At 63.8% G+C, this 23,412-nt stretch carries 18 protein-coding genes, 1 tRNA gene and 1 other RNA gene; 10 read left to right on the top strand and 10 right to left on the bottom strand.

Annotation, left to right across the window (positions count from 1 at the left end; translation table 11 throughout):
* Position 1 precedes the first annotated feature (1 nt).
* The 3 genes from L8V00_RS00150 to L8V00_RS00140 all read left to right on the top strand — a co-directional run bounded on the left by L8V00_RS00150 (position 2) and on the right by L8V00_RS00140 (position 6,590).
* Positions 2–2,347 carry an Ig-like domain-containing protein gene (locus tag L8V00_RS00150; RefSeq protein ID WP_269943883.1) on the top strand — a complete coding sequence of 782 codons (2,346 nt, stop codon included), beginning with the start codon at positions 2–4 and terminating at the stop codon, positions 2,345–2,347.
* Positions 2,348–2,729: 382 nt separating this feature from the next.
* On the top strand, positions 2,730–4,571 hold the full coding sequence (leuA, locus tag L8V00_RS00145; protein WP_269943882.1) for a 2-isopropylmalate synthase: 1,842 nt from the start codon (positions 2,730–2,732) through the stop codon (positions 4,569–4,571).
* Between the two features lie 60 nt (positions 4,572–4,631).
* Positions 4,632–6,590 carry a DNA polymerase III subunit epsilon gene (locus tag L8V00_RS00140; protein WP_269943881.1) on the top strand — a complete coding sequence of 653 codons (1,959 nt, stop codon included), beginning with the start codon at positions 4,632–4,634 and terminating at the stop codon, positions 6,588–6,590.
* A 309-nt stretch (positions 6,591–6,899) separates the two neighbouring features.
* On the opposite strand, the gene L8V00_RS00135 is transcribed toward L8V00_RS00140, so the two are convergent.
* On the bottom strand, positions 6,900–7,319 hold the full coding sequence (locus tag L8V00_RS00135; protein ID WP_034984582.1) for an arsenate-mycothiol transferase ArsC: 420 nt from the start codon (positions 7,317–7,319) through the stop codon (positions 6,900–6,902).
* A gap of 17 nt (positions 7,320–7,336) precedes the next feature.
* The gene (gene arsB / locus L8V00_RS00130) at positions 7,337–8,428 is read right to left on the bottom strand and encodes an ACR3 family arsenite efflux transporter (protein ID WP_035002871.1); all 1,092 of its coding nucleotides are present in this window, start codon (positions 8,426–8,428) and stop codon (positions 7,337–7,339) included.
* Positions 8,429–8,507: 79 nt separating this feature from the next.
* Here arsB and L8V00_RS00125 point away from each other — a divergent pair, with 79 nt between their 5' ends.
* From L8V00_RS00125 to L8V00_RS00115, 3 genes are all read left to right on the top strand, one after another.
* Positions 8,508–8,855, top strand: coding sequence for an ArsR/SmtB family transcription factor (locus tag L8V00_RS00125; protein ID WP_035002869.1), 348 nt, complete (start codon positions 8,508–8,510; stop codon positions 8,853–8,855).
* Positions 8,856–8,921: 66 nt separating this feature from the next.
* Positions 8,922–10,259, top strand: a complete 1,338-nt coding sequence (locus L8V00_RS00120) for a MurT ligase domain-containing protein (protein ID WP_269943880.1) — start codon at positions 8,922–8,924, stop codon at positions 10,257–10,259.
* Positions 10,260–11,051: a type 1 glutamine amidotransferase gene (locus tag L8V00_RS00115; protein WP_269943879.1), complete on the top strand. Its 792-nt coding sequence runs from the start codon at positions 10,260–10,262 to the stop codon at positions 11,049–11,051.
* On the opposite strand, the gene L8V00_RS00110 is transcribed toward L8V00_RS00115, so the two are convergent.
* From L8V00_RS00110 to L8V00_RS00085, 6 genes are all read right to left on the bottom strand, one after another.
* Positions 11,048–11,479 (bottom strand): DoxX family protein, encoded by a 432-nt coding sequence (locus tag L8V00_RS00110; protein WP_049050130.1) that lies wholly within the window; start codon positions 11,477–11,479, stop codon positions 11,048–11,050. The two genes, L8V00_RS00115 and L8V00_RS00110, sit on opposite strands and share 4 nt — an antisense overlap.
* An 84-nt stretch (positions 11,480–11,563) precedes the next feature.
* Positions 11,564–12,328: a recombination mediator RecR gene (recR, locus tag L8V00_RS00105; protein WP_269943878.1), complete on the bottom strand. Its 765-nt coding sequence runs from the start codon at positions 12,326–12,328 to the stop codon at positions 11,564–11,566.
* 29 nt (positions 12,329–12,357) lie between these two features.
* Positions 12,358–12,672, bottom strand: a complete 315-nt coding sequence (locus L8V00_RS00100) for a YbaB/EbfC family nucleoid-associated protein (RefSeq protein ID WP_005292353.1) — start codon at positions 12,670–12,672, stop codon at positions 12,358–12,360.
* 117 nt (positions 12,673–12,789) lie between these two features.
* Positions 12,790–15,735 (bottom strand): DNA polymerase III subunit gamma and tau, encoded by a 2,946-nt coding sequence (locus L8V00_RS00095; protein WP_269943877.1) that lies wholly within the window; start codon positions 15,733–15,735, stop codon positions 12,790–12,792.
* Positions 15,736–15,778: 43 nt separating this feature from the next.
* Positions 15,779–16,357: a suppressor of fused domain protein gene (locus L8V00_RS00090; protein ID WP_269943876.1), complete on the bottom strand. Its 579-nt coding sequence runs from the start codon at positions 16,355–16,357 to the stop codon at positions 15,779–15,781.
* Positions 16,358–16,498: 141 nt separating this feature from the next.
* Positions 16,499–17,782, bottom strand: coding sequence for an aspartate aminotransferase type Ic (locus tag L8V00_RS00085; RefSeq protein WP_269943875.1), 1,284 nt, complete (start codon positions 17,780–17,782; stop codon positions 16,499–16,501).
* A 298-nt stretch (positions 17,783–18,080) separates the two neighbouring features.
* Between L8V00_RS00085 and L8V00_RS00080 the strand changes: the two genes are divergently transcribed.
* Entirely contained in the window at positions 18,081–19,124 is a 1,044-nt protein-coding gene (locus L8V00_RS00080; protein WP_269943874.1) for a magnesium and cobalt transport protein CorA, read from the top strand.
* Between the two features lie 32 nt (positions 19,125–19,156).
* Here L8V00_RS00080 and ffs read toward each other — a convergent pair.
* An RNA gene (gene ffs, locus L8V00_RS00075) (signal recognition particle sRNA small type) lies at positions 19,157–19,251 on the bottom strand.
* A gap of 170 nt (positions 19,252–19,421) precedes the next feature.
* Between ffs and L8V00_RS00070 the strand changes: the two genes are divergently transcribed.
* Positions 19,422–19,510: transfer RNA gene (locus tag L8V00_RS00070), tRNA-Ser, on the top strand.
* Positions 19,511–19,694: 184 nt separating this feature from the next.
* A complete protein-coding gene (locus tag L8V00_RS00065) occupies positions 19,695–20,552 on the top strand; it encodes a crotonase/enoyl-CoA hydratase family protein (protein WP_269943873.1) in 858 nt (285 codons plus the stop codon).
* Between the two features lie 5 nt (positions 20,553–20,557).
* On the opposite strand, the gene L8V00_RS00060 is transcribed toward L8V00_RS00065, so the two are convergent.
* The gene (locus L8V00_RS00060; protein WP_269943872.1) at positions 20,558–21,802 is read right to left on the bottom strand and encodes a glutamate--tRNA ligase family protein; all 1,245 of its coding nucleotides are present in this window, start codon (positions 21,800–21,802) and stop codon (positions 20,558–20,560) included.
* A 105-nt stretch (positions 21,803–21,907) separates the two neighbouring features.
* Between L8V00_RS00060 and L8V00_RS00055 the strand changes: the two genes are divergently transcribed.
* On the top strand, positions 21,908–22,999 hold the full coding sequence (locus L8V00_RS00055; protein WP_269943871.1) for a hypothetical protein: 1,092 nt from the start codon (positions 21,908–21,910) through the stop codon (positions 22,997–22,999).
* Positions 23,000–23,412: the final 413 nt, after the last annotated feature.

Below are 23,412 nucleotides of genomic sequence, written 5' to 3'. Positions count from 1 at the left end.
CATGACCCTAATGCCCTCCCGCCGCTTGGGCCGTATCGCTCTGGGCGCGATCACTTCCCTATCCCTTAGCTTCACACTCATTTCAGCGGCTCCCTCCAGCTTTGCCAACCCCCTTGCCGCTGCAGCTCCGACGAGCAAGTCGGTGCTGGTGAATCACCTGTGCGTCGAGCACAAGGGGTGGCTCTCCAATGGCTCCGACCTGACGCTTTCGCCCGACGATGTCGCCGTCGAATACCCGGAAACTGTTCTTCCGGGGCAGACTTTCACCGTGAAGATCCAGCCGGGCGAGATGCGCACCGGTGGAAAGGATACGGGGCGGATGAAGTACGACATCGCGCTGCCGCAGGGGGTGAAGATCAGCAACCTACGCCTCGACGGTGGCGCGTCCGGCCTCAATGCCAACCCAGCTGCAGTGGTGCAGCGCGTTGATGCTGCAGGCAAGCCGAATGCCAACGGCGCTTTTGCTCGCATTTGGGACGGCGCTCACTCGGTGAATAACGGCGGCCAGGAAAACGACAACTGGGGATGGCGGACCGGTCGCGCTGGCCTAGCGGTGGACAGGAACAAGCCCTTCCGCCTGCCACGCATCGCCTTCGACGTCACCGCCCCGACCGAGGTGGGTGCAAAGATCGTAACCGGCCTACGCGCGGCCGGCAGCGGTGTTGGCCCCACCAGCAAGGAGAACAGGGATAACACCCTGTCGATGCTTGCCAAGGCAAACGCCACAGATGCGGTGTACTGCACCGCGGATGCCGCCGGCAAGACTCTCACCAGCACCACGGTGGCCCTGCGCGATACACAGACCGAATTCGCCGAAACCTCCACCGACCTTGAGGTCTTCAGCGGCGCAGGCGATGTCACCCTGAAGGCCCTCGTCAAGGACACGAACGGCCAGCCCATCACCGAAGGCAAGGTCGAGTTCGACCTGGGCGATGGCGAGCGCCGCACAGTGGATGTCCGCGATGGCGTCGCGGAGCTGCGCTACACCTACGCCGAGCTGGAGGACCGCGAGTCCGTAAAGCACAAGGTTGTGGCCCGCTACCTGGGCGTCGAGGGACGCACGAGCGCCTCCGAGGCAACCACGACCGTGACGGTCAACCCCGTGCCGCGCACTGCCTTGAAGGCCACCATTGACCTCAAGGGCGAGGTCGACGCGACAGCCCCCGCGGAGGGCAAGCTGCCGCTGACTCTGCAGGCGACGGTTGGCGCTGAGCTGGCTAATCCGGAAGCAGATCCCGATGCTGATGCCGCCCTCGAGGACGGCGTGGAAGTAGTGTTCTTCAACGGCGACGAGGAGATCGGTCGCGCGAAGACCGCGAACGGCGTGGCGGAACTGCAGGCCACCGTGCCGGATGAGCCAGCCACGCTGCAGCTGCGCGCCGTCGTCGAGGACTTCGAGAACGACACCCAGGAGGTCTCCGGCGCCGAGGACACGCTTGAGCTGAAGGTGGCTCCGGTCGCGAAGACCACCCTGAAGTTGGACGAGGTTGAACCGGCGCTGGTGGGCGAAAAGCGAAAGCTGAGCGCTCAGTACACTGCAACCCCCGGCTCCCCAGAAGGGGCCGAGGTGATCTTCCGCGCCAACGGCATCCGTATCGGCACCGCGCAGACCGATGCCGAGGGCAACGCGAGCGTGGAGCACACCTTCGACCAGGCTGGTCTGCAAACGATCACCGCGGAGGTTCGCGAGCGTGAGGTATCTGGACGCACGTTCGCCAAGGCAGTGGCCGAGCCGGTGAAGTTTGAAGTGCTCAGCCCGGGGAAGGTGGAGACCGGAACCACCCTGAGCCGCGATGAGGTGAATGTCGATCTGGACGCCCAGACGCTTACGGGCGATACTGTGGCCTTCACTGCGAAGGTGACCGTCCAAGGGGATGAGAAGATCACAGAAGGAGCAACCGTTTCCTTCTTCAACGGCGAGCAGTTCCTCGGTACCGCACCGGTTGATCCCAACACCGGCGAGGCACGTTTCGAGTACCGTTTCCCGACCCGCGGTGAACACCAGATGCGGGCAGTCTTCAACGGCCAGGAAGTCGTCAATGCCGATGGCGCAGTCACAGCGCTGCTGGAGCCCTCCACCTCCGAGGAGCTGACCGTGGAGGTAAAGGCTCACGAAATTGTGGTCGAGGATACGGGCACAGGCAATGACGGTGGCAATGACGGCAACGGAAATGAAAACCCGGATAACGGAAACCCCGGAGATAACGAGCCTGGTAAGGGCTCTTCCCAGGGATCTTCCCAGGGCTCTTCGGAGAATTCGACCCTACGCACCATTCTGATCACGCTTGGCTCCCTCGGAATCATCAGCGCGATCATCGCAGCCGCGATGCACTTCTTCAATCGCTAGCGTCCCCCTTGGGCCGCTAGTGCCCTATCAGGTCGCTAGCGCCCTAATGGGTGCCGAGACGGCGGCGTCATAAAGAAAGAACCACAAAGAAAAACCGCAACAAGCACCCCACATTGAGGGACAGATTTCCCACAATGTGGGATTTAGTGCGTTTTTGGGCGGTTTTGGGAGCTCTCCCTGTGACGCACCTAATACTCGGGCTATAGTGGTGGCTATGACTACGCCAGCGCGCAACCTGCTTCTGCGACGCGGCGGGGCTCAAAGGTTCTAAGAGATTTGAGTTTACAGCTCAACGACCGACCGGCACCCCGTCGCGGAATTTGGCGTTGCCGGTCGGGAATAACAACCAAGAACAAACAATTCTTCTCAGGAGCCCCCACCCATGTCTAACGACACTTTCATCTCCGCACCCGCCCGCATCAACACCCCGAACGGCGAAATCCCCGAAGGCCAGCCCACCTGGAACAAGCAGCGCAACTCCACCATGCCGCACGCGCGCTACCAGCCGTTCTTCGAAGAGGTAGAGGAAATCACCCTGCCGGACCGCACCTGGCCGGACAAGGTCATCGACCGCGCGCCGCAGTGGTGCGCCGTGGATCTGCGCGACGGCAACCAGGCACTGATCGACCCGATGAGCCCAGAGCGTAAGCGCCGCATGTTCCAGCTGCTGGTCGACATGGGCTACAAGGAGATCGAGGTCGGCTTCCCCTCGGCCTCCCAGACCGACTTCAACTTCGTCCGCGAGATCATCGAGAACAACAAGATCCCCGACGACGTCACCATCCAGGTGCTGGTCCAGGCGCGCGAGCACCTGATCCGCCGCACCTTCGAAGCCTGTGAGGGCGCGAAGAATGTCATCGTCCACTTCTACAACTCCACCTCGAAGCTGCAGCGCAAGGTCGTGTTCCGCAAGGACAAGGAAGCCATCAAGAAGCTGGCCACCGACGCAGCCGAGCTGATCAAGACCATCGCCAAGGACTACCCGGACACCAACTGGCGCTGGGAGTACTCCCCCGAGTCCTTCACCGGCACCGAGGTCGCCTACGCCAAGGAAGTCTGCGACGCAGTCGTCGAAGTAATGGACCCGACGCCGGAGAACCCGATCATCCTGAACCTGCCCTCCACCGTCGAGATGATCACCCCGAACGTGTACGCGGACTCCATCGAGTGGATGCACCGCAACCTGAACCGCCGCGACTCCATCATCCTGTCGCTGCACCCGCACAACGACCGCGGCACCGGCGTGGCCGCTGCCGAGCTGGGCTACATGGCCGGCGCCGACCGCATCGAAGGCTGCCTGTTCGGCAACGGCGAGCGCACCGGCAACGTCTGCCTGGTCACCTTGGGTCTGAACATGCTGACCCAGGGCGTGGACCCGCAGATCGATTTCTCCGACATCGACCAGGTGCGCCGCACCGTGGAGTACTGCAACCAGCTGCGTGTGCCGGAGCGCCACCCCTACGGCGGCGACCTGGTATTCACCGCATTCTCCGGCTCCCACCAGGATGCGATCAACAAGGGCCTGGACGCCATTGCGGAGAAGATCGATCCGGACGCCACCGCCGAGGAAGTCACCCAGGAGGCCATGGTCGAGAAGACTTGGGAGGTCCCCTACCTGCCGATCGACCCGAAGGACGTCGGCCGTTCCTACGAGGCCGTGATTCGCGTGAACTCCCAGTCCGGCAAGGGCGGCGTGGCCTACATCATGAAGACCGACCACAACCTGCAGCTGCCGCGCCCGATGCAGGTGGAGTTCTCCTCCGTTGTGCAGGCCGTCACCGATGCCGAGGGCGGCGAGGTGAACCCGAAGGCCATGTGGGACATCTTCTCCGGCGAGTACCTGGACCGCGTCGCCCCGATCGAGACCATCTCCCTGACCGTCGACGGCGGCCAGAACGAAGGCGAAGAAGCCAAGGTCACCGGCCAGATCGAGTTCAACGGCGAGGGTAAGACTGTGCAGGGTCGCGGCAATGGTCCGATCAACGCATACTGCAACGCGCTGGAGGAGCTGGGCTACGACGTGGAGGTGCAGGAGTACAGTCAGCACGCCCGCACCTCGGGCGACGACGCTGAGGCCGCCGCCTACGTCCTGGCTGAGATCAACGGTGCGAAGTTCTGGGGCGTGGGCATCGCCAGCTCCATTACCTACGCTTCGCTGAAGGCCATTACTTCCGCGGTGAACCGTTCGCAGGATGCCGCCGCTGGGGTTTCCCAGGGGGTCTAGGGGCCGGAACCACGCAGCCTGCCAGCGGGGCACGGTTCCCCGCTGGGTAGTATGTAGTCCATGAACGAGAACGATCACTCGGCCGCCCCCGGCCCCGAGCACACCGGCGCGCGCCGCCCAAGGCGCCCGCGCCGCAGGGTAACTCGCCCTGCAGGTTCTCTCGCTGTTTCTTTTTCTGACGGTAGTACTTCTGACGCTAGTACTTCGGACGCCCACTCCCCCGCCCAGAACCACTCCCCCGCAGGAGCCGAGGGGCGCTCCGAGCCGGTAGCAACCCCCGAGTTCCAAGCTGCCACGGATTCCCACGGCGGCGACGGGAGCGCAAGCGCTTCCGTCGGGAACTCCAGCGAGGACAACGACCACTCGAGCCCCCGAGAGGAGCTCGAGTCCGCTCTGCATGACCTCCCCTCCAAGGAGGAGGCCCCCTTTGCGGCCGTGAGCATCTCCACCTCCGGCATTCACCCGAAAACCTCCCGGCTGGTGGCACTTTCCGTGGTCTTCTTCGGCCCCGGCGCGGAAGCCCCCGGCGACGCTGCACACCCCGACGAACTGCCGACCATTAACATCGGCCAGGAAATCGGCGCGCTGACGCGCCACCTCAACCCCGGCGAAGACGCCGGCCCCTGGCACCTCCACGGCTACCAGGTCAACGAGCTCTCCCAGGCGCTGGGCTTCAACTCCAGCGCGCAGCTGATCCACCAGGCGTTGGACGGGCGTACGCTCATCATGCATGAGTCCGACTACGTGTGGGGCTTCATCACCCACGAGTTCAAACTGTCGCAGCGCTCAGCGAACCGCGGCCGTCGCAGCCGCGGCCGCGGTCGCGGTGGTCGGCGTCAGCCAACACCCGCACCGGTCTCCATCATCGACACACTCGCCACCGCACGCCGCCAGGCCATCGACTCCACTGACCCCCGCCTGCGCGCCGTCGTCTCCAGCTACAACCGCGCCGCCGGCACTGCCGCCACCGCCGACTCCACCGCTACGGCTCCCACTCCAAGCTCCGCCACCAACCTTGACTCCACCGCCGACCTCTCTACCAGCGCAAATGCCCCTGCAAACGCGAGCTGGTCCGCCGTGCTGGCCCCTGCGACGGCACTGCCAGAGGTGGGCGCGGTGGCGTCACTAAGTAAAAAAGACATCGACCCCGACGAGCTCCTCGAGGCGGACGCGCGCCTCACCGCCGCCCTCGCCCTCGCGCAGCAGCGCAACGGCGAGCTGACCGTGCTGGACCCTGAGGACCTCGCGGCCGATCAATTTGGGCTGCGGCGTAGTGGCCTTCGTATTGACGCCGCCAACTCTCCCCGCCCATACGTAAACCCCGGGGCGTGGAAGCGCGGGGAGCCGCTGGTTGAAGGTATGGAGTTTGTGGTCAGCCCGGATGTGGCGATCGACCCGGACGTGCTGATCGGGCAGGGTGTTGCCGCGGGGCTGTCGTATAGCGAGAAGCTGAATCGTCGCAGCTCGCTGGTGGTTTGCAACGAAAACTACGAGCTGCGGGGCAAGGCGATGCACGCCGACCGGAAGAACATTCCCCTGATCCGGGACGAAGACTTCCTGGCTCTGCTGGATAACGTGCAGCCCGGCGAGAGGGAGGACGTTCCGGCGAAGCCTGGTGCGGACGCGCGCCCGCGGACCAGCGGGCTCGCCGGCCCGCGCGACGGTTCCGGCGGCTCGGGCGGCAGGTCCAACTCCGGTGGCTCCAACTCCAACGGGCCCGGCGGTTCCGGTTCCGGCGCCAACAAATCCAATCACTCCGGTAACTCCGGCGACTCAAGCAACTCCCAAGGCCACGACCAGGGCAAAAGCCGAGGAAGCCACAGCTCAGGAGGCCAGAAGGGGAAGATCCCCGGGCCTAGCAACAAACGAAATCGTCGCAGGCGTCGGCGCCGCAAGGGCTCCGGCGCATCCGGCGGGTCCGGCGGATCGGATAGCTCCCGCGGCAAGAATGGCTCCGGTGGATCCGGTGGCAAGAATAACGGTGGCGGCAACCGTGGCGGCAAGAGCAATTCCCACTAGCCCCATTGAGATCACTAGCCCCACCAATACCACGCCGGAACCTCCCAGCTGGCTTGCAAAGTTACGGATGTCCCAAATCTTCCACTTTCAGCAGCTAGCAAGTGTGAAGCAAAAATATGCACCCACTCTGACCTGCGCAAATAGAAAGCTATAAAAACAGAGTGGAAGATTTGGGACATTGATCCCTTTTAGTGTCGGAAATGTTGCAAACTCGCGGCAAACCTACGACGTCCGTCAGGCTGATTTGCACCCACCCGAGCCCGCGGGCGCCAATAAAAACGCTCAAACGGGCTCGGAGACTGTCCGCTCTCAATCGTCAAGCAACTCGGCAACGAGCGACTGCACGCGGGCGTCGATATCATCACGGATCAGCCGCATGCGCTCCATGCCCTCTACCCCACGCGCGGAGGGCTCGTCAGTAACCCACCGCTGAAGATTGCCTCGCGCTTCATCTGGAAGCTCGAGCTGCGCATCCTTTCCGAGAATGATCACGCGATCAACATCCCGCAGCAAAGTTGAATCAACATCCTTCGGGTGGCCGCCGGCCATATCAGCGCCGACTTCACTTATAGCTTCCACCGACTCAGCGTTTAGCTTTTCGGCTGGTTTGGTGCCAGCGGAATATATCTCAATCATCTCACCAGCATGCTTTTCGGCTAGAGCAGCAGCCATCTGCGACTTCCCGCCGTTACCTACACAAACAAAGAGAACTTTAGGTTTCGTGCTCATTTTGATTCGCTCCCTCATTAACCGAATCGTTTGGGGCTACCCGACCGAGTAGGCAGCGTCGGATCCCCGGCGAAAAGTTTTGGCCCTATCCAGAGCATGACGTAAACCAGTCCAACGAGCACCGGAATCTCAATAAGCGGGCCAATAGTTCCGGCCAATGCCTGCGCAGAAGTCGCTCCAAAAGTCCCGATTGACACAGCGATAGCAAGCTCAAAGTTATTTCCCGCAGCAGTAAAAGAAACCGATGCAGACTGAGCGTAGTTCAATCCCGTTGCCTTTGAAACGACCAAGCTAATCGCAAACATGCCAGCGAAGTATGCAACCAGCGGAACAGCCGTACGCGCCACCGCCCAAGGGTGCTCGGAGATCTGCTCCCCTTGCAGTGAAAACAAGAGCACGATCGTGTACAACAGCCCCACCAATGCAAGTGGAGAAATTGCTGGCAAAAACCTAGTTTCGTACCACTCCCGCCCCTTAATCTTTTCACCAAACACCCGAGAGGCGAGACCAGCTGCCAGTGGGATACCCAGGAATACTAAGACAGAAATCACGATCGACCAGAACGAGAAGTCTGCCGAGGTTGTAGGCAACCCCAACCAACCGGGAAGTACTTGCAGATAGAACCACCCCAACACGCCAAACATAAGCACCTGGAATACTGAATTAACTGCCACCAGTACCGCAGTTAATTCTTTATCGCCGCAAGAGAGGTCCGACCAGACCAGAACCATTGCAATGCACCGAGCTAGGCCAACGACAATCAAACCGGTGCGCAGTTCAGGCTCATCAGGCAAACACAGCCACGCCAAGGCAAACATGAATGCCGGCCCCACAATCCAGTTCAAGACAATGGAAACCGCCATCAAGCGTCTATCAGAAGCGATCCGGCGAGTCTTGTCATACTGAACCTTTGCCAGGGGCGGGTACATCATTACCAATAAGCCGAGTGCGATAGGAAGCGAAATGCTTCCGACTTCCAGATCCCTAAGCTTTGCTCCAACCCCCGGAGCCACACGGTTCACCAACAGCCCTGCAACCATTGCGAGGATAATCCAAACGGGCAAGAACCGATCCAAAAATGACATACCGGAGCGCGAAGGAGCTGTCATGTAACCTTCTCTAAGTATTGACTAGTATCAATATTAAACTAAGTGTCGTATTGATGCCTGTCAATATACGATTGTTGACATGGCCAATCCAGAGATTTTCCCGCTTTCTGACCCCTCAACATGCTGTTCACTAAGTAGCGGGCCATTGTCGGACCTCGAGGCCACCCGGTATGCCGCTTTATTCAAAGTCCTGGCCGACCAGGCCCGCCTGCAAATACTCTCTCACTTGGCAGCCAAGGGCTGCGAGCCTATCAGTGTAAACCGGCTGGCAGATATTACTGGGCTTAGCCAGCCTACGGTCTCCCACCATCTAAAACGGCTTACCCAGGCAGGCCTGCTCCGCAAGATACGAACCGGTCGCACAGTCATGCACCAGGTACAGCCCCAACTTTTTGCCGAACTCCGCACGATCCTCCAGATGGACTAATGTTCATCAGGCTCGGCGCGCCAGCCTCCAATTTCCGACACATGCCGGCGGGTACACTTAATCCCCATGGATAACTCTGATCGAACCGGCGCACGTCGCTCCGCGCTGCAGCGGTTCCGCAGTTCCGTTGCGATTCGCATGGCGCAGCTGGCGACGTGGGCGTCAAGAAAGGCAGGGCGAGGGGCCGGCGGCATGATCGGCGGCCTGGTCGGTGGGGCAATCGACCCACAGCTGCTGGCGAGCCTCGGCGCCGGCAAGGATGGCAAGAAGCGTCCAACGGTGCTGGTCACAGGCACAAACGGCAAGTCCACAACCACCCGCATGCTGGCCGGCGCCGTCCGCACAGCCGCGACCGTCTGCACCAACGAGGGCGGCGACAACATGGACGCAGGCGTGATCAGCGCGCTGCTCGCCGGCCGCGACGCAGACACAGTCGTGCTGGAAGTCGACGAGCTGCACGTCCCCAAGATCGCCGAGAAACTCGACGCGGACGTACTGGTGCTGCTGAACCTCTCGCGCGACCAGCTGGACCGCGTGGGCGAGATCAACAAAATCGAGCGTGCCCTGCGCGCGTGCGTGGAAGCGCGCCCGAACATGCAGGTCATCGCCAACTGCGACGACGTTTCCATCACCTCCGTCGCCTGGGATTCCCCGAACGTCCAGTGGGTCAGCGCTGGTTTCGGCTGGACGGGCGATTCCACTAGCTGCCCGCGCACGGAAGGCGCGATCATCCACCGCACTGGCGAGGATGGCGTGGTGGACTGGTTCGCAGCGAAGAAGCTCCCGGACGGCCGCGAATTCCGCAGGCCCGAGCCCGATTGGCGCATCACCGAAGATGGCCTGATCGACCGCGAGGGCGAGCTCCACCCGATGAACCTCACGCTCCCGGGCAATGCGAACCGCGGAAACGCTACCCAGGCCGTGGCTGCCGCCGTGGCTTTGAGCGAGCTGCTCCCCGAGCGCATCTCCACCGAACAGGCGATCTCCGCCGCGGAGAAGGTGGATAACGTCGCGGGCCGCTACTCCGTGGTGCACTTCGGCAACCACGAGGTGCGCCTGATGCTAGCGAAGAATCCCGCCGGCTGGCAGGAGGCTCTCTCGATGGTGGATCGCACCGCCGATAGCCTCGTGATCAGCGTTAATGGGCAGGTCGCCGACGGCCAGGACCTGTCGTGGCTGTGGGATGTGCGCTTCGAAAACTTCGAGGGTGTGCACGTGGTGGCCGCCGGCGAGCGCGGCACGGATCTGGCCGTCCGCCTGGGCTACGCCGCGGTCGAGCACAATCTGATCAAGGATACGGTGGCGGCGATCCGTTCCTGCCCGCCGGGCCGCGTGGAGGTCCTGGCGAACTACACGGCGTTCCGCGATCTGAAGCGGGTGCTGGACAAGGAAGGGGAAGCGTAAATGAACGCTGAGCTGAACATCGGCCTGATTCTGCCAGACGTGCTGGGCACGTATGGCGACGATGGCAACGCCCTGGTGCTGCGCCAGCGCGCCCGCATGCGCGGCATTTCCGCGGAGATTCACCCTATCCACCTGGGCGAGCCCGTCCCGGAGTCCCTGGACGTTTACACCGTCGGCGGCGGCGAGGATACCGCGCAGGTTCTGGCGGCGGAGCACCTGATCAGCGATGGCGGCATTTCCCGCGCGGTCGCCGCCGGCCGCCCGGTTCTGGCTATTTGCGCAGGTCTGCAGGTGTTTGGCCGGTCCTTCACCAGCCATGGTCGCACGATCGAGGGGTTGGGTCTTATTGACGCCACCACATCCCAACTCGCCGAGCGCATGATCGGCGAGATCGCTTCCACCCCGGCAGCCTCCGCTGTGACCGGCGGGGCAGGCCTGACCGAACCGCTGACGGGATTCGCTAACCACATGGGTGCGACGATCCTGGGCGAGGATGCGGAGCCGCTGGGACGCCTGACCCGCGGCACGGGCAACACCGATAGCCACGGAGCGGAGGCCGCTGGGCTTTCCGGCGAGGATGCTCACCGGCAGACGCGCGCCGAAGGCGCCGTGCAGGGCTCCGTCGTGGCGACGTACATGCACGGCCCCGTGCTCGCCAGGAATCCCCAGTTGGCGGACTGGCTGCTCGCCCGCGCAATGGGGGTTAGCTTGAATGAGCTCCCCGAGTTCCAGGGTGAGCTGGCGAAGCAGTTGGAGCGCGAGGTGGCGTCGCTAAGAAAGGAACGCCTCTAAGCGCCGAGCTTGGCCACGCTAAGGATCATCGGCAGCTGAAGTGGGACGCGCGCAAAGGCGATGGCGCGTGCGGGCTGAGGTTTGGCACGCCAGTCCCAGGCCATCTTGATGTTGCCAGGGAGCACGCCGACTAGGAAGAGCGCGGCGGCAGGGGCGATTGTACTTCGCAGCGCGCCGCGCCATTCGGGCTTCAGGCTGCATGCCGCGATGCTGGTGCCCAGGGCGATTTCCATGGCTCCGGAGCCGAGCGTCCAGGCGCGCGGGGTGCCGGGGAGTTCCTCCGGAACGATTCTGTCGAAGCCCTCCGGCTTAACAAAGTGCAGCACGCCTGCGGTGCCGAAGACGGTTCCCCATACGGCGGAGCGAATTCCGGCCGCGCGGGACAGGCGGTGCGGACGGAGAGCGTTGTGCAAAGGGTTTTTACTCATGGGCGCCACTGTAGTCCTGCCGTGCGACACCGGCGCCCCGCGCCGTCGGTACCACGGCTAAAGAGGCTCCAGCGGCTACAGAAACTACAGCGCGGTGCGCCCCGCAAACGCGCGGGACAGGGTGAGCTCGTCGACGAACTCCAGGTCCCCGCCCATCGGGATCCCCGAGGCCAGGCGGGTGACCGTCAGACCGGGGAAGTCGCGCAGCAGGCGGCCGAGGTAGGAAGCCGTCGCCTCGCCTTCCGTGTTCGGGTCGGTGGCGATGATGACCTCGGTGATCTCGGGGGCTTCGTCGTACTCGACGTCGGTCTTGACGTCGGTCTCGACGGCAGCCGTTTCGGCATTGCCCGTTTCAGCTGCGTCCGCGCCGTTGGGATCGCCACCGGCTGGCGTGTCGGCGTCACCAAGAGAAGCCCCGCCGCCCTTCGCGCCGAGCGCGACGTCTGGGAGCGCCCCGCCGATGCGCTGCACCAGGGGCGTGACGTTCAGCTCCTTCGGCCCGATGCCGTTCAGCGGGTCGAGCGCCCCGCCGAGCACGTGGTAGCGCCCGCGGTATTCCGCGGTGCGTTCGATCACCTGGATGTCTTTGGATTCCTCAACCACGCAGATGATGCTTTTATCGCGGTTGGAGTCCGCGCAGATCCGGCACACATCTTCTTGGGAGATGTTGTGGCAGATACGGCAGAACGTCACGCCGCGCTGCAGGCGGCCGAGTGCGCTTTGGAAGCGTTCGATGTCCTCCGGCTCTTCGTTCAGCAGATGCAGCGCGATGCGTTGCGCGCTTTTCGGCCCGATGCCGGGCAGCCGGGAGAATTCGTCAATGACGTCCTGTAGTGGTCCTTCGAACAACTAGATCTCGCTTTGGAGTCTTAGAAGGCTTAGAAGCCCAGGCCGCTCATGCCCTGGGACAGCGGGCCCATCTTCTCCTCGGCGAGGGTCTGCAGCTTCTGGTTTGCGTCCTTGAACGCGCCGAGCAGCAGGTCCTTCAGGGTGTCGATGTCCTCGGGGTCGACGATCTTCGGGTCGATCTCCATGTCGGTGACCTCGCCGGAGCCTGCGACGGAAATGGTGACCAGGCCATTGCCTGCCTCGCCCTTGACGGTGGAGGCGGCGATTTCGCGCTGTGCTTCCTGCAGCTGTGCCTGCATCTGCTGGGCCTGCTGCATCAGCTGGTTCATGTCTGGCTGGCTCATTCTGTTTACCTTTCGTCGGTTTTTTCGTGCTTGGGTTTTAGTTCTTCCACAACTGTACCGGTCGGCCCGGACAGGCGTGTCAGGCACCTTCGCGTGTGCGGATGGTTGTGTTCACGCTTAGCGAACTCTCTCCGCGCCGAGACTCTTTTCGATCAGTTCACCTGCGATTTCCAGCGGCGTGCGGTGGTCACGCTGGCCGGGTGCGCGCTCGAGGTCGGCGAGTAGTTCGTCGCGTTCTTTTTGTTCTGTTCTTTGTGACGCCCCCTCGGCCCCAGCACCGCCCACCCCAGCGTGGGGCTGGCGGTTAGCGGCTCGGGACGGGGGTTCTGCCGTCCGTGCGGAAGGCCCAGATGACGCTGACTGTGCAGATGGGCCCGACGGCGCAGAAGATCCAGGCGGGCCGGAGAGAACGGAAGAATCGGACGGATCAGAGGGGCCCGAGGGTTCGGGCGGCAGCGGCGCGTCGGCGGCTGGGTCGGCTGCAGCGTTAGCGGCCGCCCCGCCGCCCCAGTTGTCGACGGGGGCGTCTCCGTAGGCATCAACTGGCGGCTCGTCGGGCAGTGGGACGCCGTTGAAGCCGTTTTCCATGTTGTATTTCTTGCGGGCCTTGGCTCGTTCGGCGCGGGCGCGCCAGCCGGAGTTCGGGTCTTCCTGCGCGGCGGCTGCTTCACCCGAATTGGCTGCAGTTCCAGCGCCTGTGCCTGCCACTCCCCGGCTGCCAGTAGCGGCGCCAGCTGCGCCCGCACCCGCTGCGCCTGCGTTCCGGTGGGAGTGCGAGGCCTTGCGCATCGCTTCTTCCATCGCGCGGGCGCGCTCCAGGGCGCTGCTGGCTGCGCTGCGCGAGGCCGCTGCGTCCATCGGGGTTTCCGCTGGCACAGGGTTCACCGGTGTGGAGGCTGGCGTTTGTCCCTCACCGGCGGAGGGCTGTGCCGCCGCCGGTTCAGATTTTCCCTGCTCATCGCCTCCTGCAGGCTCGGCAGTTCCAGTAACTCCGTCACTTCCGGCGGCTCCGTCGCCGACAACTTCGTCGCCGACGTAGACGACGATGCGGGCGGAACTTCCCGTGACACTCTGGATAGCCTGCGAGTACACTTCCGCGTTCTTCGCCCCGCTGACCAGCCTTGCTAGTGAGCCGGTGTGGTGGTCAACGTGGACCTCGCCCGGAGTCGGCTGGGATGCACGCGGTGCGGCGCCTCGGAGGGCGATCCAAGCGCTGAGGTCCAGGTCGTGGACGGCATCCATGATGCGCGCCCAGGAGTCCGAATCGATCGCAGCAGGCGCGGCCGCGTCCGCCGAAGCTTCCGCCGGGGCCTCTGCCGAAGTCTCCGCCGGTTCAGAATCTGTCGGTGCCGGTGATGCCTCCGCATTTGCTGCGTTCTGAGTCGGGGACTCGGCTTCCGCAGCGCTGGCCTGGCGATGGCGCTGCATGATGTCGCGCGCCCGGCGCGCCTCGGCGATGGCCGGGGACTCCTGCGCAGCTTCCGGCTCAGTCGCTGGCGAGGTCTCAGGTGCTCGAGAAGCTTCCGCTGCCTCGGGGGACTCGGCGGGCTGAACCGGAGACTGCTCCGCAGCTGACACCTGGTCTGCTGGCGGCGTTTGCTCCGGTGCCTTCTCTGCAGGCTGCGCAGGTTCCGACTGAGCCGATTCAGGCTGCACAGGTTCAGGCTGCGCCGATGCAGACTGCTGCGCTGCATCCTGCGCAGCCTTCCTGCGCCGGGCGAACATCTCCGCCCGGCTGCCGCGCACGCCCGTGCCGGCTCCCGCACCAGCTCCTGTCCCAGTACCCGAACCGGCTCCAGCACCAGCGCCCGTGTCCGCGCTCGAGCCAGCACCGGCGCCTATTCCTGCCGCCCGGCCCGCGCCAGCACCACTTCGTCCCGCGCCGCCACCGGCACCGCTACCGACAGTCCCGCCGTGCCCCTTCTCCAGGGCCTCCACGCGCTGCGCCAGCGCCTCCACAGTCATGCCGGCGGCGGGCAGCGCCATGCGGGCGCACAGAATCTCCAGCAACAGCCGCGGAGCCGTGGCGCCGCGCATCTGCGCCAGCCCCTCGTTCACCAGGGATGCACAGCGCGTCAGCGTCGCCTGCCCCATCTTCTCCGCCTGCTCGCGCAGCACGTCACGGGACTCCTCCGGCGCGTTCACCAGTCCGCGTTCGAACGCATCCGGCACGGCCTGTACCACCAGCAGGTCGCGGAAGCGGTCCAGCAGATCCTCACTGAATCGGCGCGGGTCGTACCCCGCATCAATCACATCGTCGACCACTGCGAACAGCGCGGCGGAATCGTGCTCCGCCAGCGCATCCACAGCACGGTCGATCAGGGTGGAATCCGTCACGCCCAGCAGGGCCAGCGCGCGGTTGTACGTCACGCCCTCCGGCCCGGCACCGGCCAGCAGCTGGTCCATAATCGACAGCGAGTCACGCGGCGAACCGCCACCCGCGCGGATGACCAGCGGATACACCGCATCCTCCACAGGCACGCCCTCGCCGGACACCACCGACTCCAACAGTCCGCGCATATCCGGCGGCGCCAGCAGGCGGAACGGGTAGTTGTGGGTTCGGGAGCGAATCGTCTGCAGCAGCTTCTCCGGCTCCGTCGTGGCGAAGATGAAGATCAGGTGCTCCGGCGGCTCCTCCACGATCTTCAGCAGGGCGTTGAAACCCGCCGTGGAGATCATGTGCGCCTCGTCAATAATGAACACCCGGTAGCGAGATTCCGCAGGCGCATAAAAGGCGCGTTCGCGCAGCTCGCGCATGTCGTCCACACCGTTGTGCGTGGCGGCGTCCAGCTCCGTCACATCTAGGTTCCCCGGCCCGCCGGGCGCCAGCGATACACAGGATTCGCACTTTCCGCAGGGCGTGGACGTTGGCCCTTCCACGCAGTTCAGCGAGCGAGCCAGGATGCGCGCCGACGACGTCTTGCCGCAGCCGCGCGGCCCGGAAAACAGGTATGCGTGGTTGATCCGCCCGCTATCCAGCGCCACCGACAACGGCTCGGTCACGTGGGATTGCCCCACGACCTCGGCAAACGTCGCCGGACGATATTTCCTATAAAGTGCCACGAACCTAGCCTACATTCCGCCTAAGACGACCCGTTGCGGTCGCCTAGCGCCATATGTCGTTGATATTGACGCCCTCACGCACCAACCGCTCCTGCACCGCGGCCACACCTTCCGTCTGCGCGAGCTCAAGCTCCTCGTCCGTCAGCATCACCAGCTGCGCGACGATGGTCAGCCGGCCTGGGTGGGTGAATTCCACGTCGGTCTCGCCTTCCTTCGAGTGGCGGCCCGCACCGCCGGAGGTGACCTCGTGGACGTGCGGTACACCTTCGTCCCACACGTAGGGAACCACCAGCAGGCCGTTGCGGGCGGTGATCTTCCGCTCCGAATCTGCATCCATCTGCTGCACCACGTTCGGCAGCATCGTGCCGGGCTGCGGGGGCCAGTGACCGGGGTCCTGGGAGATCATCGTCGCAGCGTGGGCCAGCAGGTCGGCGGCGGTATCGTCGTGCCCACTGACTACTGTCAACAGCTCCACGCGCAGGTCGGAGCCGTCTTCCGTCTCCAGGCCGGTTTCCATGCGCCCCGCGTCGATGGTCATTGCAACCGTCTCGGCCAGCACGGGCTCTTCGTCGCCCTCCTGGGATGTGCCGTTCTGGGACGAAGGGGCGTCACCAAGAAACACCTCGGCGACAGCGAACTCAGGGAAGGAATCGGCGACCTTGCGGTGTGCGACGGTCGGCTCGCCGGGGAGGAGCCCCTGGACCCAGACCAGTGTTTCGTCGGTGTTGATGGTGGCCTCCTGCTTGCTGTCTGGCGGTGTGGGTTAGCGCTGGCCCGCGTCGTGCTCGACCATCTCGATCGCGGCGTAGAGCACGCAGGTGGCGAAGCCGTCCATGGCGACCTCCAGCTGCTCGATCGTCGGCATGGAAGGCGCCAGGCGCAGGTTGCGGTCGTTCGGATCCTGCTTCAGCGGGTAGGTCGAGCCCGCGGCGGTCAGGGCCACGCCGGCCTTCTTCGCCAGCTCCACCACGCGGCCAGCGGTGCCGTCCAGCAGGTTCACGGAGATGAAGTAGCCGCCCTCCGGGACGGTCCACTCGGCGACGTTGAGGTCGCCCAGACGGCGCTGCAGGATCTCCACCACGCGGGTGAACTTCGGACCCAGGGAGCCCGCGTGCTTGCGCATGAGGTCGCGCACACCCTCGGCATCCTTCAGGTACTGCAGGTGAGCCAGCTGGTTGACCTTATTCGGACCAATGCCGCGCACGTTGGCGATCTTCTTGTACCACTCCAGGTTCTCCGTGGAGGAGGCGAAGAAGGCCAGGCCAGCGCCCGCGAAAGTGATCTTGGAGGTAGAGGACATCGCCCAGAAGCGGTTCGGGTTGCCCGCCTTCTCGGCAACGTCCAGGATGTTGATGATCTCCGGGAACTCGTCGGTCAGGGTGTGGACGGCGTAGGCGTTATCCCACACAATGCGGAAGTCCGGCGCGCCGGTTTCCATGGCAGCCAGGGCCTCGGCGGTCTGCTGCGAGTAGGTAACGCCCGTCGGGTTGGCGAACATCGGCACGGCCCACATGCCCTTCACGGCCGGGTCCTTCGCCAGCTCGCGCACCTGGTCCATGTCCGGGCCTTCGTCGGTCATATCGACGGTCAGCATCTCGAAGCCGAATAGCTCGGTGATGGAGTGGTGGCGGTCGTAGCCCGGCACGGGGCAGATCCACTTCAGCTTTTCCTCCGCCGACCAGGGGCGCTCGGAATCGTTGGTGCCGAAAGTGTAGGCCCAGCTGATCAGGTCGAACATGATGTTCAGGCTGGAGGCATCGCCGGCGATGACGTTATCCACCGGCAGGCCCAGGACGTCCGCCCACAGCTGACGGATCTCCGTCAGGCCGACCCCACCGCCGTAGTTGCGTACATCCACTCCAGAGGGCGAGGTGAAGTTCTCGCCTGGAAGGCTCAGCAGATCCACGGAGAAATCCAGCTGCTCTGCCGAGGGCTTGCCGCGCGTGAGGTCCAGGTTGAGCCCCTTGGAGTGCAGCTCTTCGTAGGCCTGGCGGACGTCCTCCTTCATGCTGAGGAGGAGCTCTGCGTTTACGTTTTCGATCTTCATGTAAATTCTCTCCCGCTTGTGGCGTGCTGGGGTTTACCCTCGGTGTGGCTTACCTTTGCCAGTCTAACGGACGCGCCGGACACCGCCCCCGGAAAGCGTGCCCCGGCGCCGCCCGGCTGCACCCGGCACCCCGGCACCGTGGCACCGCCCGGCGCCACAGCCCCGGCGAAATTCAGCGCCTGCGGGACTACCTTGCAGGCGATAGGATATCGACGGGCTAAGGTGCATAGAGCTTGTAAAAAGTTACCGTGCGTCAGTTCTCGCCGGATGTAGTTGAAATAGTTGGAAAGGATCCACTATGGCAAAAACCGAACCCAACCGAGTCCGGGTCCCCGTCGAACGCGCCATCCGCGAGTGCCGCCTTTACGTCGAGGGCAAGCAGACCCCCGGCCAGGCGAACTATGCCACCGCGCTGAAAGAGATCGAGGAGCTAGCCACGCCCAGCAGGGGCAGCTTTGTGCTGGTCACCCTAGAGGAACCCTCGGAAGAGCAGATGCTGAAGGTGGCGCAGTGCTACGACGTCGACGAGCTCATCGTCGAGGATGCCGTGACCGCCCACCAGCGCGCCAAGCTGGAGCGCTACGAGAACCAGCTGTTCAAGGTCGTCCGCTCCGTGCAGTACGCGGGCAATAAGGACCTCATCGACCGGCGTGACCTCATCCAAACCGGCGAGGTGCAGATGGTCATCAGCCAGAAGTTCATCATCGTGATTGCCCACGATACGGAGCTGCCCGACCCGGAAGCCCGCCTGCACCAGGCGCCCGAGCTGCGCAGTGCAGGTCCGATGTCCATCGCGTGGGCCATCACGGACTACCTGGTCGACGAGTACACCCGCATCTCCGAGGCGCTGGAAGACCGCGTGGACAGCCTGGAGGAGGAGGTCTTCACCCTCCGCGCCGAGACGAACATTGAGAATATCTACACCCTGAAGCGCGAGATCCTGGAGATGCGCCACGCTATCGGCCCGCTGATCCCGGCGCTGCGCGCGCTGATCGATAACCACAAGGATCTGACGACCAAGCACGTCAGGGCTTTCTTCCGCGATGTTTTGGACCACGCCATGCTGGCCAAGGACAAGATCGACTCTTTCGACGAGCGCCTGAGCTCCCTTATTCAGGCCAGCTCGGCGATCATTTCGCTGCGTCAGAACCAGGACATGCGCACGATCTCGTCCATCATCGGAATGGCCGCGCCGCCGACGATGATCGCGGGCGTGTACGGCATGAACTTCGACAACATGCCGGAGTTGCACTGGGAGTATGGCTATTACTACTGCCTACTGTTGAACCTGGCGGTGATCCTGCTGATGTGGTGGTGGTTTAAGCGCAAGAACTGGCTGTAGCCCGGCGCCCGGCCCCGCGCGTTTGGGCATAAAAAAGGGGACCCCGCGCACCCGTCAGAGCTCGTTGACCCTTGCTGCATTCCTGCCCTGGGGGAGTTCACAAGATACACGCCGCGCGGAATCCGTTGCCCATACTAGCCCACGCGCGCTCGTTGTTCCAAAGGCTCGTTCCTTCTTATCTATCGACGCCCTCTTTCCAACCCCCAGCACCGGATTTGGAATCTAAAGGCAGCGTTGTGTACCCTTTCATGAGTACGTCGAAGCCACGGCTTTTCCGTGTGTTTTGCCGTTCGACATGGAGGATTCGACTAGCGGCCTATGTCACACGCCTGGAACGCGTGCGGGAGTCACATCCCTCGTGGGTTCAAATCCCACATCCTCCGCCAAATCTCACATAATGAGAAACCGGCGCTCGGTGATCTGGAAACGATCCCAGCGCCGGTTTTGCGTTTCCACTGCTTTCCCCTGCCTATCCCCGGCTTTCCCTGCCTATCCCCGGCGAACCCGCGGGCGCTGCTGGGTTTCCCAAATCTCACCCCTCATCGTCCGACGTGTTTTAGGTTGAAGAGCATGACTGATACCAGCGCCCCCACCGCGCCCAGCACCTCGAGTGCCCCCGGCACCGACCAGCTCGTCACCACGGAATACTCCGAGTCCATCCCCGGCCTCGTCCACGTCCGCCTGAACCGTCCCCGCAAGCTGAATTCGCTGACGATCGACCTGCTCCAACAGCTGATCTCCACGGCGCACGCGCTCCGCCGCGACCGCTCCGTCCGCGTGGTCATCCTCTCCGGCACGGAGGGCAACTTCTCCGCCGGCCTCGACTTCGCAGATACCCTGAAAAGCCCACCGCGCATGCTTTCGCATTTCATCCCACGTCCCCTGCGAGGCACGAACACATTCCAAGAGGCGCCGTGGACGTGGCGTCGCCTCCCCTTCCCGGTGATTGCCGCGGTGGAAGGCTATTGCTTTGGCGGTGGCGTGCAGATCGCTTGTGGGGCGGACTTTAGGTTTACGAGCAATGACGCCCACTGGTCAGTGTTGGAAGCGAAATGGGGTCTGGTGCCGGACATGTCGGGGATCATGTCCCTAAAGCAGTTGCTGCCGATTGACGAGGTGAAGCGGCTGGCCATGACCGGGGAAATCTTCTCCGGGGAGCGTGCCGCGGAGCTAGGCCTGGCCAGAGCCGTGGAGGATCCGTTGGCGGCCGCGGAGGAGCTGGCACGGCAGATCATTGAACGCTCGCCGGATTCGATGGCGCTGGCAAAGAAGCTGGTTGACGAGACGTGGGAGTCCGGCGAGCGGCGGACTTTCGCCCGCGAGCGCCTGCGCCAGGCGCGCCTGCTGGTGAGCAAGAACGCCGAGATCGCGCGGAAGGCAGCACAGAAGAAGATCCCGCCGAAGTTCCGCCCGCGCGCGGTGCGCTAGAGGAGCTAGTCTGCTGGAGTGTCCTCCGGGCGCCAGGTGACGGGCCCGCGAGGAAGTAGTTCGGGCCGGAAGGTTGGCAGCAGTGCGGCGGGCGTGATGCCTCCGGCTGCTCCGGCCGATTCTGCCTCAGTGCCTGCCATCTCTACCGAGCTCGCACCCACCGCATTCGCATCGGCTACGCCGGTCTCCGCGGTCAACACCTCCGCTGCCATCACCTCTGCGGCCGAGACGTCGACCGCCTCGCCGAGCGATTCCGCGATCCACCGCAACATCCCCTCCGCCCCGCCGGGGAAGTCCCGCAGCGTGACGGCCCCGTCCCGCTTCGCCAGTCGCTTCCCGTCGGGGCCCAGCACCAGCGGAACGTGCACGTACTCCACCGGCGGCAACCCCAGCAGGTGAGCCAGATACGCCTGCCTCGGAGCGGAACTCAGCAGGTCGTCCCCGCGCACAACCTGCCCCACCCCGGCCAGCGCGTCGTCGACGACCACGGCCAGGTTGTAGGCATAATCCCTGTTCACCGGCCCGCCCGGCGCGCCGGCCCCCGCACCTCCGTCCGCACCCGCAGCTCTGCCGCCCGGCACCCCCGCATCTCCGCTGCTCGGCACCTCCGCACCTCCGCCGCCCGGTGCTCCCGACGCCTTCGGCGCGTTTCCGCCGCGCCGCAGCACCATGTCATCCACCGCCCCGCGGTACACCCCGCCTGACACGGCGAACCGCTCGCGCACTTCCCACTCGTCCACGCCCGCGCGCAGCCGCAACGCCGGCACTCGCCCCCGCGCCGCCAACTCCGCGCGCTTGGCCGCCCGCTCCGATTCTCCCAGGTCGCGGCACGTTCCCGGGTACGCTCCCGGCGCGGCGTGCGGCGCGCGGACCGCCTCGGCGATGTCCTTCCGCGAGCAGTAGCACTCGTACACAAGCCCCTTTTCTCGCAGGTCCTGTAGCGCTTTTTCATACTCTGACCAGCACTCTTGTTGACGCCACAGCCTCCCCTCGTACCCAATCCCCATAGTCGCAAGATCCAGTAGTTGCTGTTCTGCACTTTCTTCTGACGAGCGTTGAGCATCAATGTCGTCGATCCGCATCCGGAACTCGCGCCCTTCGTGCTTAGCGAACAGCCATGCCAGCACGGCGGTCCGGAAATTCCCCAGGTGAAGATCCCCCGAGGGGCTGGGCGCGTACCGCCCCGCCCCTCGGCTCTCCGCTTTCTGCGCTTGCGCCGTCTCCCCCGCCTGCTCCGCTGCTCGCACCATGCCGTCGCCTCCTACTTCCGGTATCCCTGGCAAGGCTACCCGTGGATCTGCACTACTTTTCTGCAATACTTTTCTGCGATACTTTGAAGCCAAGGGGAAAGCTCAATGTGTGGGGGAAATGTGGATCCGTTGGCGTGGGGGCGTCAGAAAGAAAAGACAACAACAACGCTGCTCATCGAGGCGAAAGAGCTTCCGAGCGGTACGCGGCGAGGGCTGGCGCGCGGGCGGCGTCACTATAAGGTTGCGCCGGGGATCTACGCCGAGCGGGTGCACTGGGATGCGCTGCCGCGTGACGAAAAGGTGCGTCTCCATGCGATCGCACACGGCCTGAGCTGCACAAACGGCGTGCTGTGCGGGCGTTCTGCGGCGCTGCTGCACGGGCTGCCGATCGCGGGGCGGGCCGAGCCGAACGCGGAGATCGGGTACTACCCGCCGGGTGGTACTAACGTGCCGCTCCCCCTCCGAACGTCGAGACCGTTGCATGCGACTGCCGCGCGCCGCCTAGAAATCCTACGAATAGCAACCGGGAATGGGGTGCGCGAAGTACGACTCACCTGCGTAACGGACACAATCATCGACCTTGCCCGGTGGCACAGTGTTGCTGATGCTGTCGTGGCTGCGGAGTTCGCAGCACGAGCCGGTATCGACGACATGGAGATTTCGGAATTCATTACAACTCTGCGCGCTGATGCGGCCAAACTGCGGAGGCTCCGAGGCATCGCGAAGGCGAGGGAGGCTCTGCGATTGATCAACGGCGCCTCCGAGAGCCCGCGGGAATCCGAGTTGAAAGTGAAACTGTGGGAAACTGGGCTGCCTGCACCTCTTCAGCAGGTGGAGCTGCACTACGAGGGTTACTTCGCAGGTCGCGTGGACTTTTTCTATCCCTGCGGGCTGGTGATCGAGTACGACGGTCAAGGCAAGTACCAGCCCAGCCTGACTGACGCGGGCGCCAGCTTTACACTGGGCACGAGCAGCGTGATCAACGAAGACGTTTTCGCCGCTCGGCAGATCCTTAGCGAGCGCGAACGCGAGCGGAAGCTGCAGAACCTAGGCTTGCGCATCTACCGTGTGGATCGCAATAACTTCCGTGACGGAAGCGCCGTGGCGGACATCTGCAGAATCCATCAGCAAATGACACGACAAGGGCTCGAGTTCCCCGCCACCAACTACCGGGGAGGTGTTCCGGCGTGGGAATAGCAGCTCCCGGCTGGCGGTAATGGCTTTCTATGAGGGAAGAATAGCGTCGGCGCGGGAGTAAGTTCGCCGGTAAGGAATACATCGAGTCGGCTTGGAAGATGCCAAACCCGGCAGGGCGATTCTAAGCCCGTTTAAGCGGTTTTCTTCGCGCCGAGAGGGTTCAGGGTGCGCCGATCAGCCTGACGAGCGATTGCCGTTTTGCAAGATTTCCGACACTTCGGGGGCCAAATGTCCCAAATTCCACGTCTTAAAACATAACTATTCTGTTTGCGCAGGTCAGAGCGTTGCAGATTTGCACTTCAGATGTGCTACTTTCGTTAACTCGAAGATTTGGGACATTCGCGTTTTAGCCCACCCTGGCGCAAGGCAGCCGTGGGGCCAGTGGGGCTGATGTGACGTCAGCTAGGCATCAA

The sequence above is a fragment of the Corynebacterium evansiae genome, from assembly GCF_027570065.1.
Taxonomy (GTDB): Bacteria; Actinomycetota; Actinomycetes; order Mycobacteriales; family Mycobacteriaceae; genus Corynebacterium; species Corynebacterium evansiae.
The sequence above is the reverse complement of the archived record's forward strand: the minus strand, read 5'-3'. Positions and strand labels throughout refer to the sequence as shown.

What these genes read in the sequence shown, in the direction of transcription:
- L8V00_RS00150 (WP_269943883.1), top strand. Translation starts at nt 2, where the DNA reads ATGACCCTAATGCCCTCCCGCCGCTTGGGCCGTATCGCTCTGGGCGCG.
- leuA (WP_269943882.1), top strand. Translation starts at nt 2,730, where the DNA reads ATGTCTAACGACACTTTCATCTCCGCACCCGCCCGCATCAACACCCCG.
- L8V00_RS00140 (WP_269943881.1), top strand. Translation starts at nt 4,632, where the DNA reads ATGAACGAGAACGATCACTCGGCCGCCCCCGGCCCCGAGCACACCGGC.
- L8V00_RS00135 (WP_034984582.1), bottom strand. Translation starts at nt 7,319, where the DNA reads ATGAGCACGAAACCTAAAGTTCTCTTTGTTTGTGTAGGTAACGGCGGG.
- arsB (WP_035002871.1), bottom strand. Translation starts at nt 8,428, where the DNA reads ATGACAGCTCCTTCGCGCTCCGGTATGTCATTTTTGGATCGGTTCTTG.
- L8V00_RS00125 (WP_035002869.1), top strand. Translation starts at nt 8,508, where the DNA reads ATGGCCAATCCAGAGATTTTCCCGCTTTCTGACCCCTCAACATGCTGT.
- L8V00_RS00120 (WP_269943880.1), top strand. Translation starts at nt 8,922, where the DNA reads ATGGATAACTCTGATCGAACCGGCGCACGTCGCTCCGCGCTGCAGCGG.
- L8V00_RS00115 (WP_269943879.1), top strand. Translation starts at nt 10,260, where the DNA reads ATGAACGCTGAGCTGAACATCGGCCTGATTCTGCCAGACGTGCTGGGC.
- L8V00_RS00110 (WP_049050130.1), bottom strand. Translation starts at nt 11,479, where the DNA reads ATGAGTAAAAACCCTTTGCACAACGCTCTCCGTCCGCACCGCCTGTCC.
- L8V00_RS00100 (WP_005292353.1), bottom strand. Translation starts at nt 12,672, where the DNA reads ATGAGCCAGCCAGACATGAACCAGCTGATGCAGCAGGCCCAGCAGATG.
- L8V00_RS00085 (WP_269943875.1), bottom strand. Translation starts at nt 17,782, where the DNA reads ATGAAGATCGAAAACGTAAACGCAGAGCTCCTCCTCAGCATGAAGGAG.
- L8V00_RS00080 (WP_269943874.1), top strand. Translation starts at nt 18,081, where the DNA reads ATGGCAAAAACCGAACCCAACCGAGTCCGGGTCCCCGTCGAACGCGCC.
- L8V00_RS00065 (WP_269943873.1), top strand. Translation starts at nt 19,695, where the DNA reads ATGACTGATACCAGCGCCCCCACCGCGCCCAGCACCTCGAGTGCCCCC.
- L8V00_RS00060 (WP_269943872.1), bottom strand. Translation starts at nt 21,802, where the DNA reads ATGGTGCGAGCAGCGGAGCAGGCGGGGGAGACGGCGCAAGCGCAGAAA.
- L8V00_RS00055 (WP_269943871.1), top strand. Translation starts at nt 21,908, where the DNA reads ATGTGTGGGGGAAATGTGGATCCGTTGGCGTGGGGGCGTCAGAAAGAA.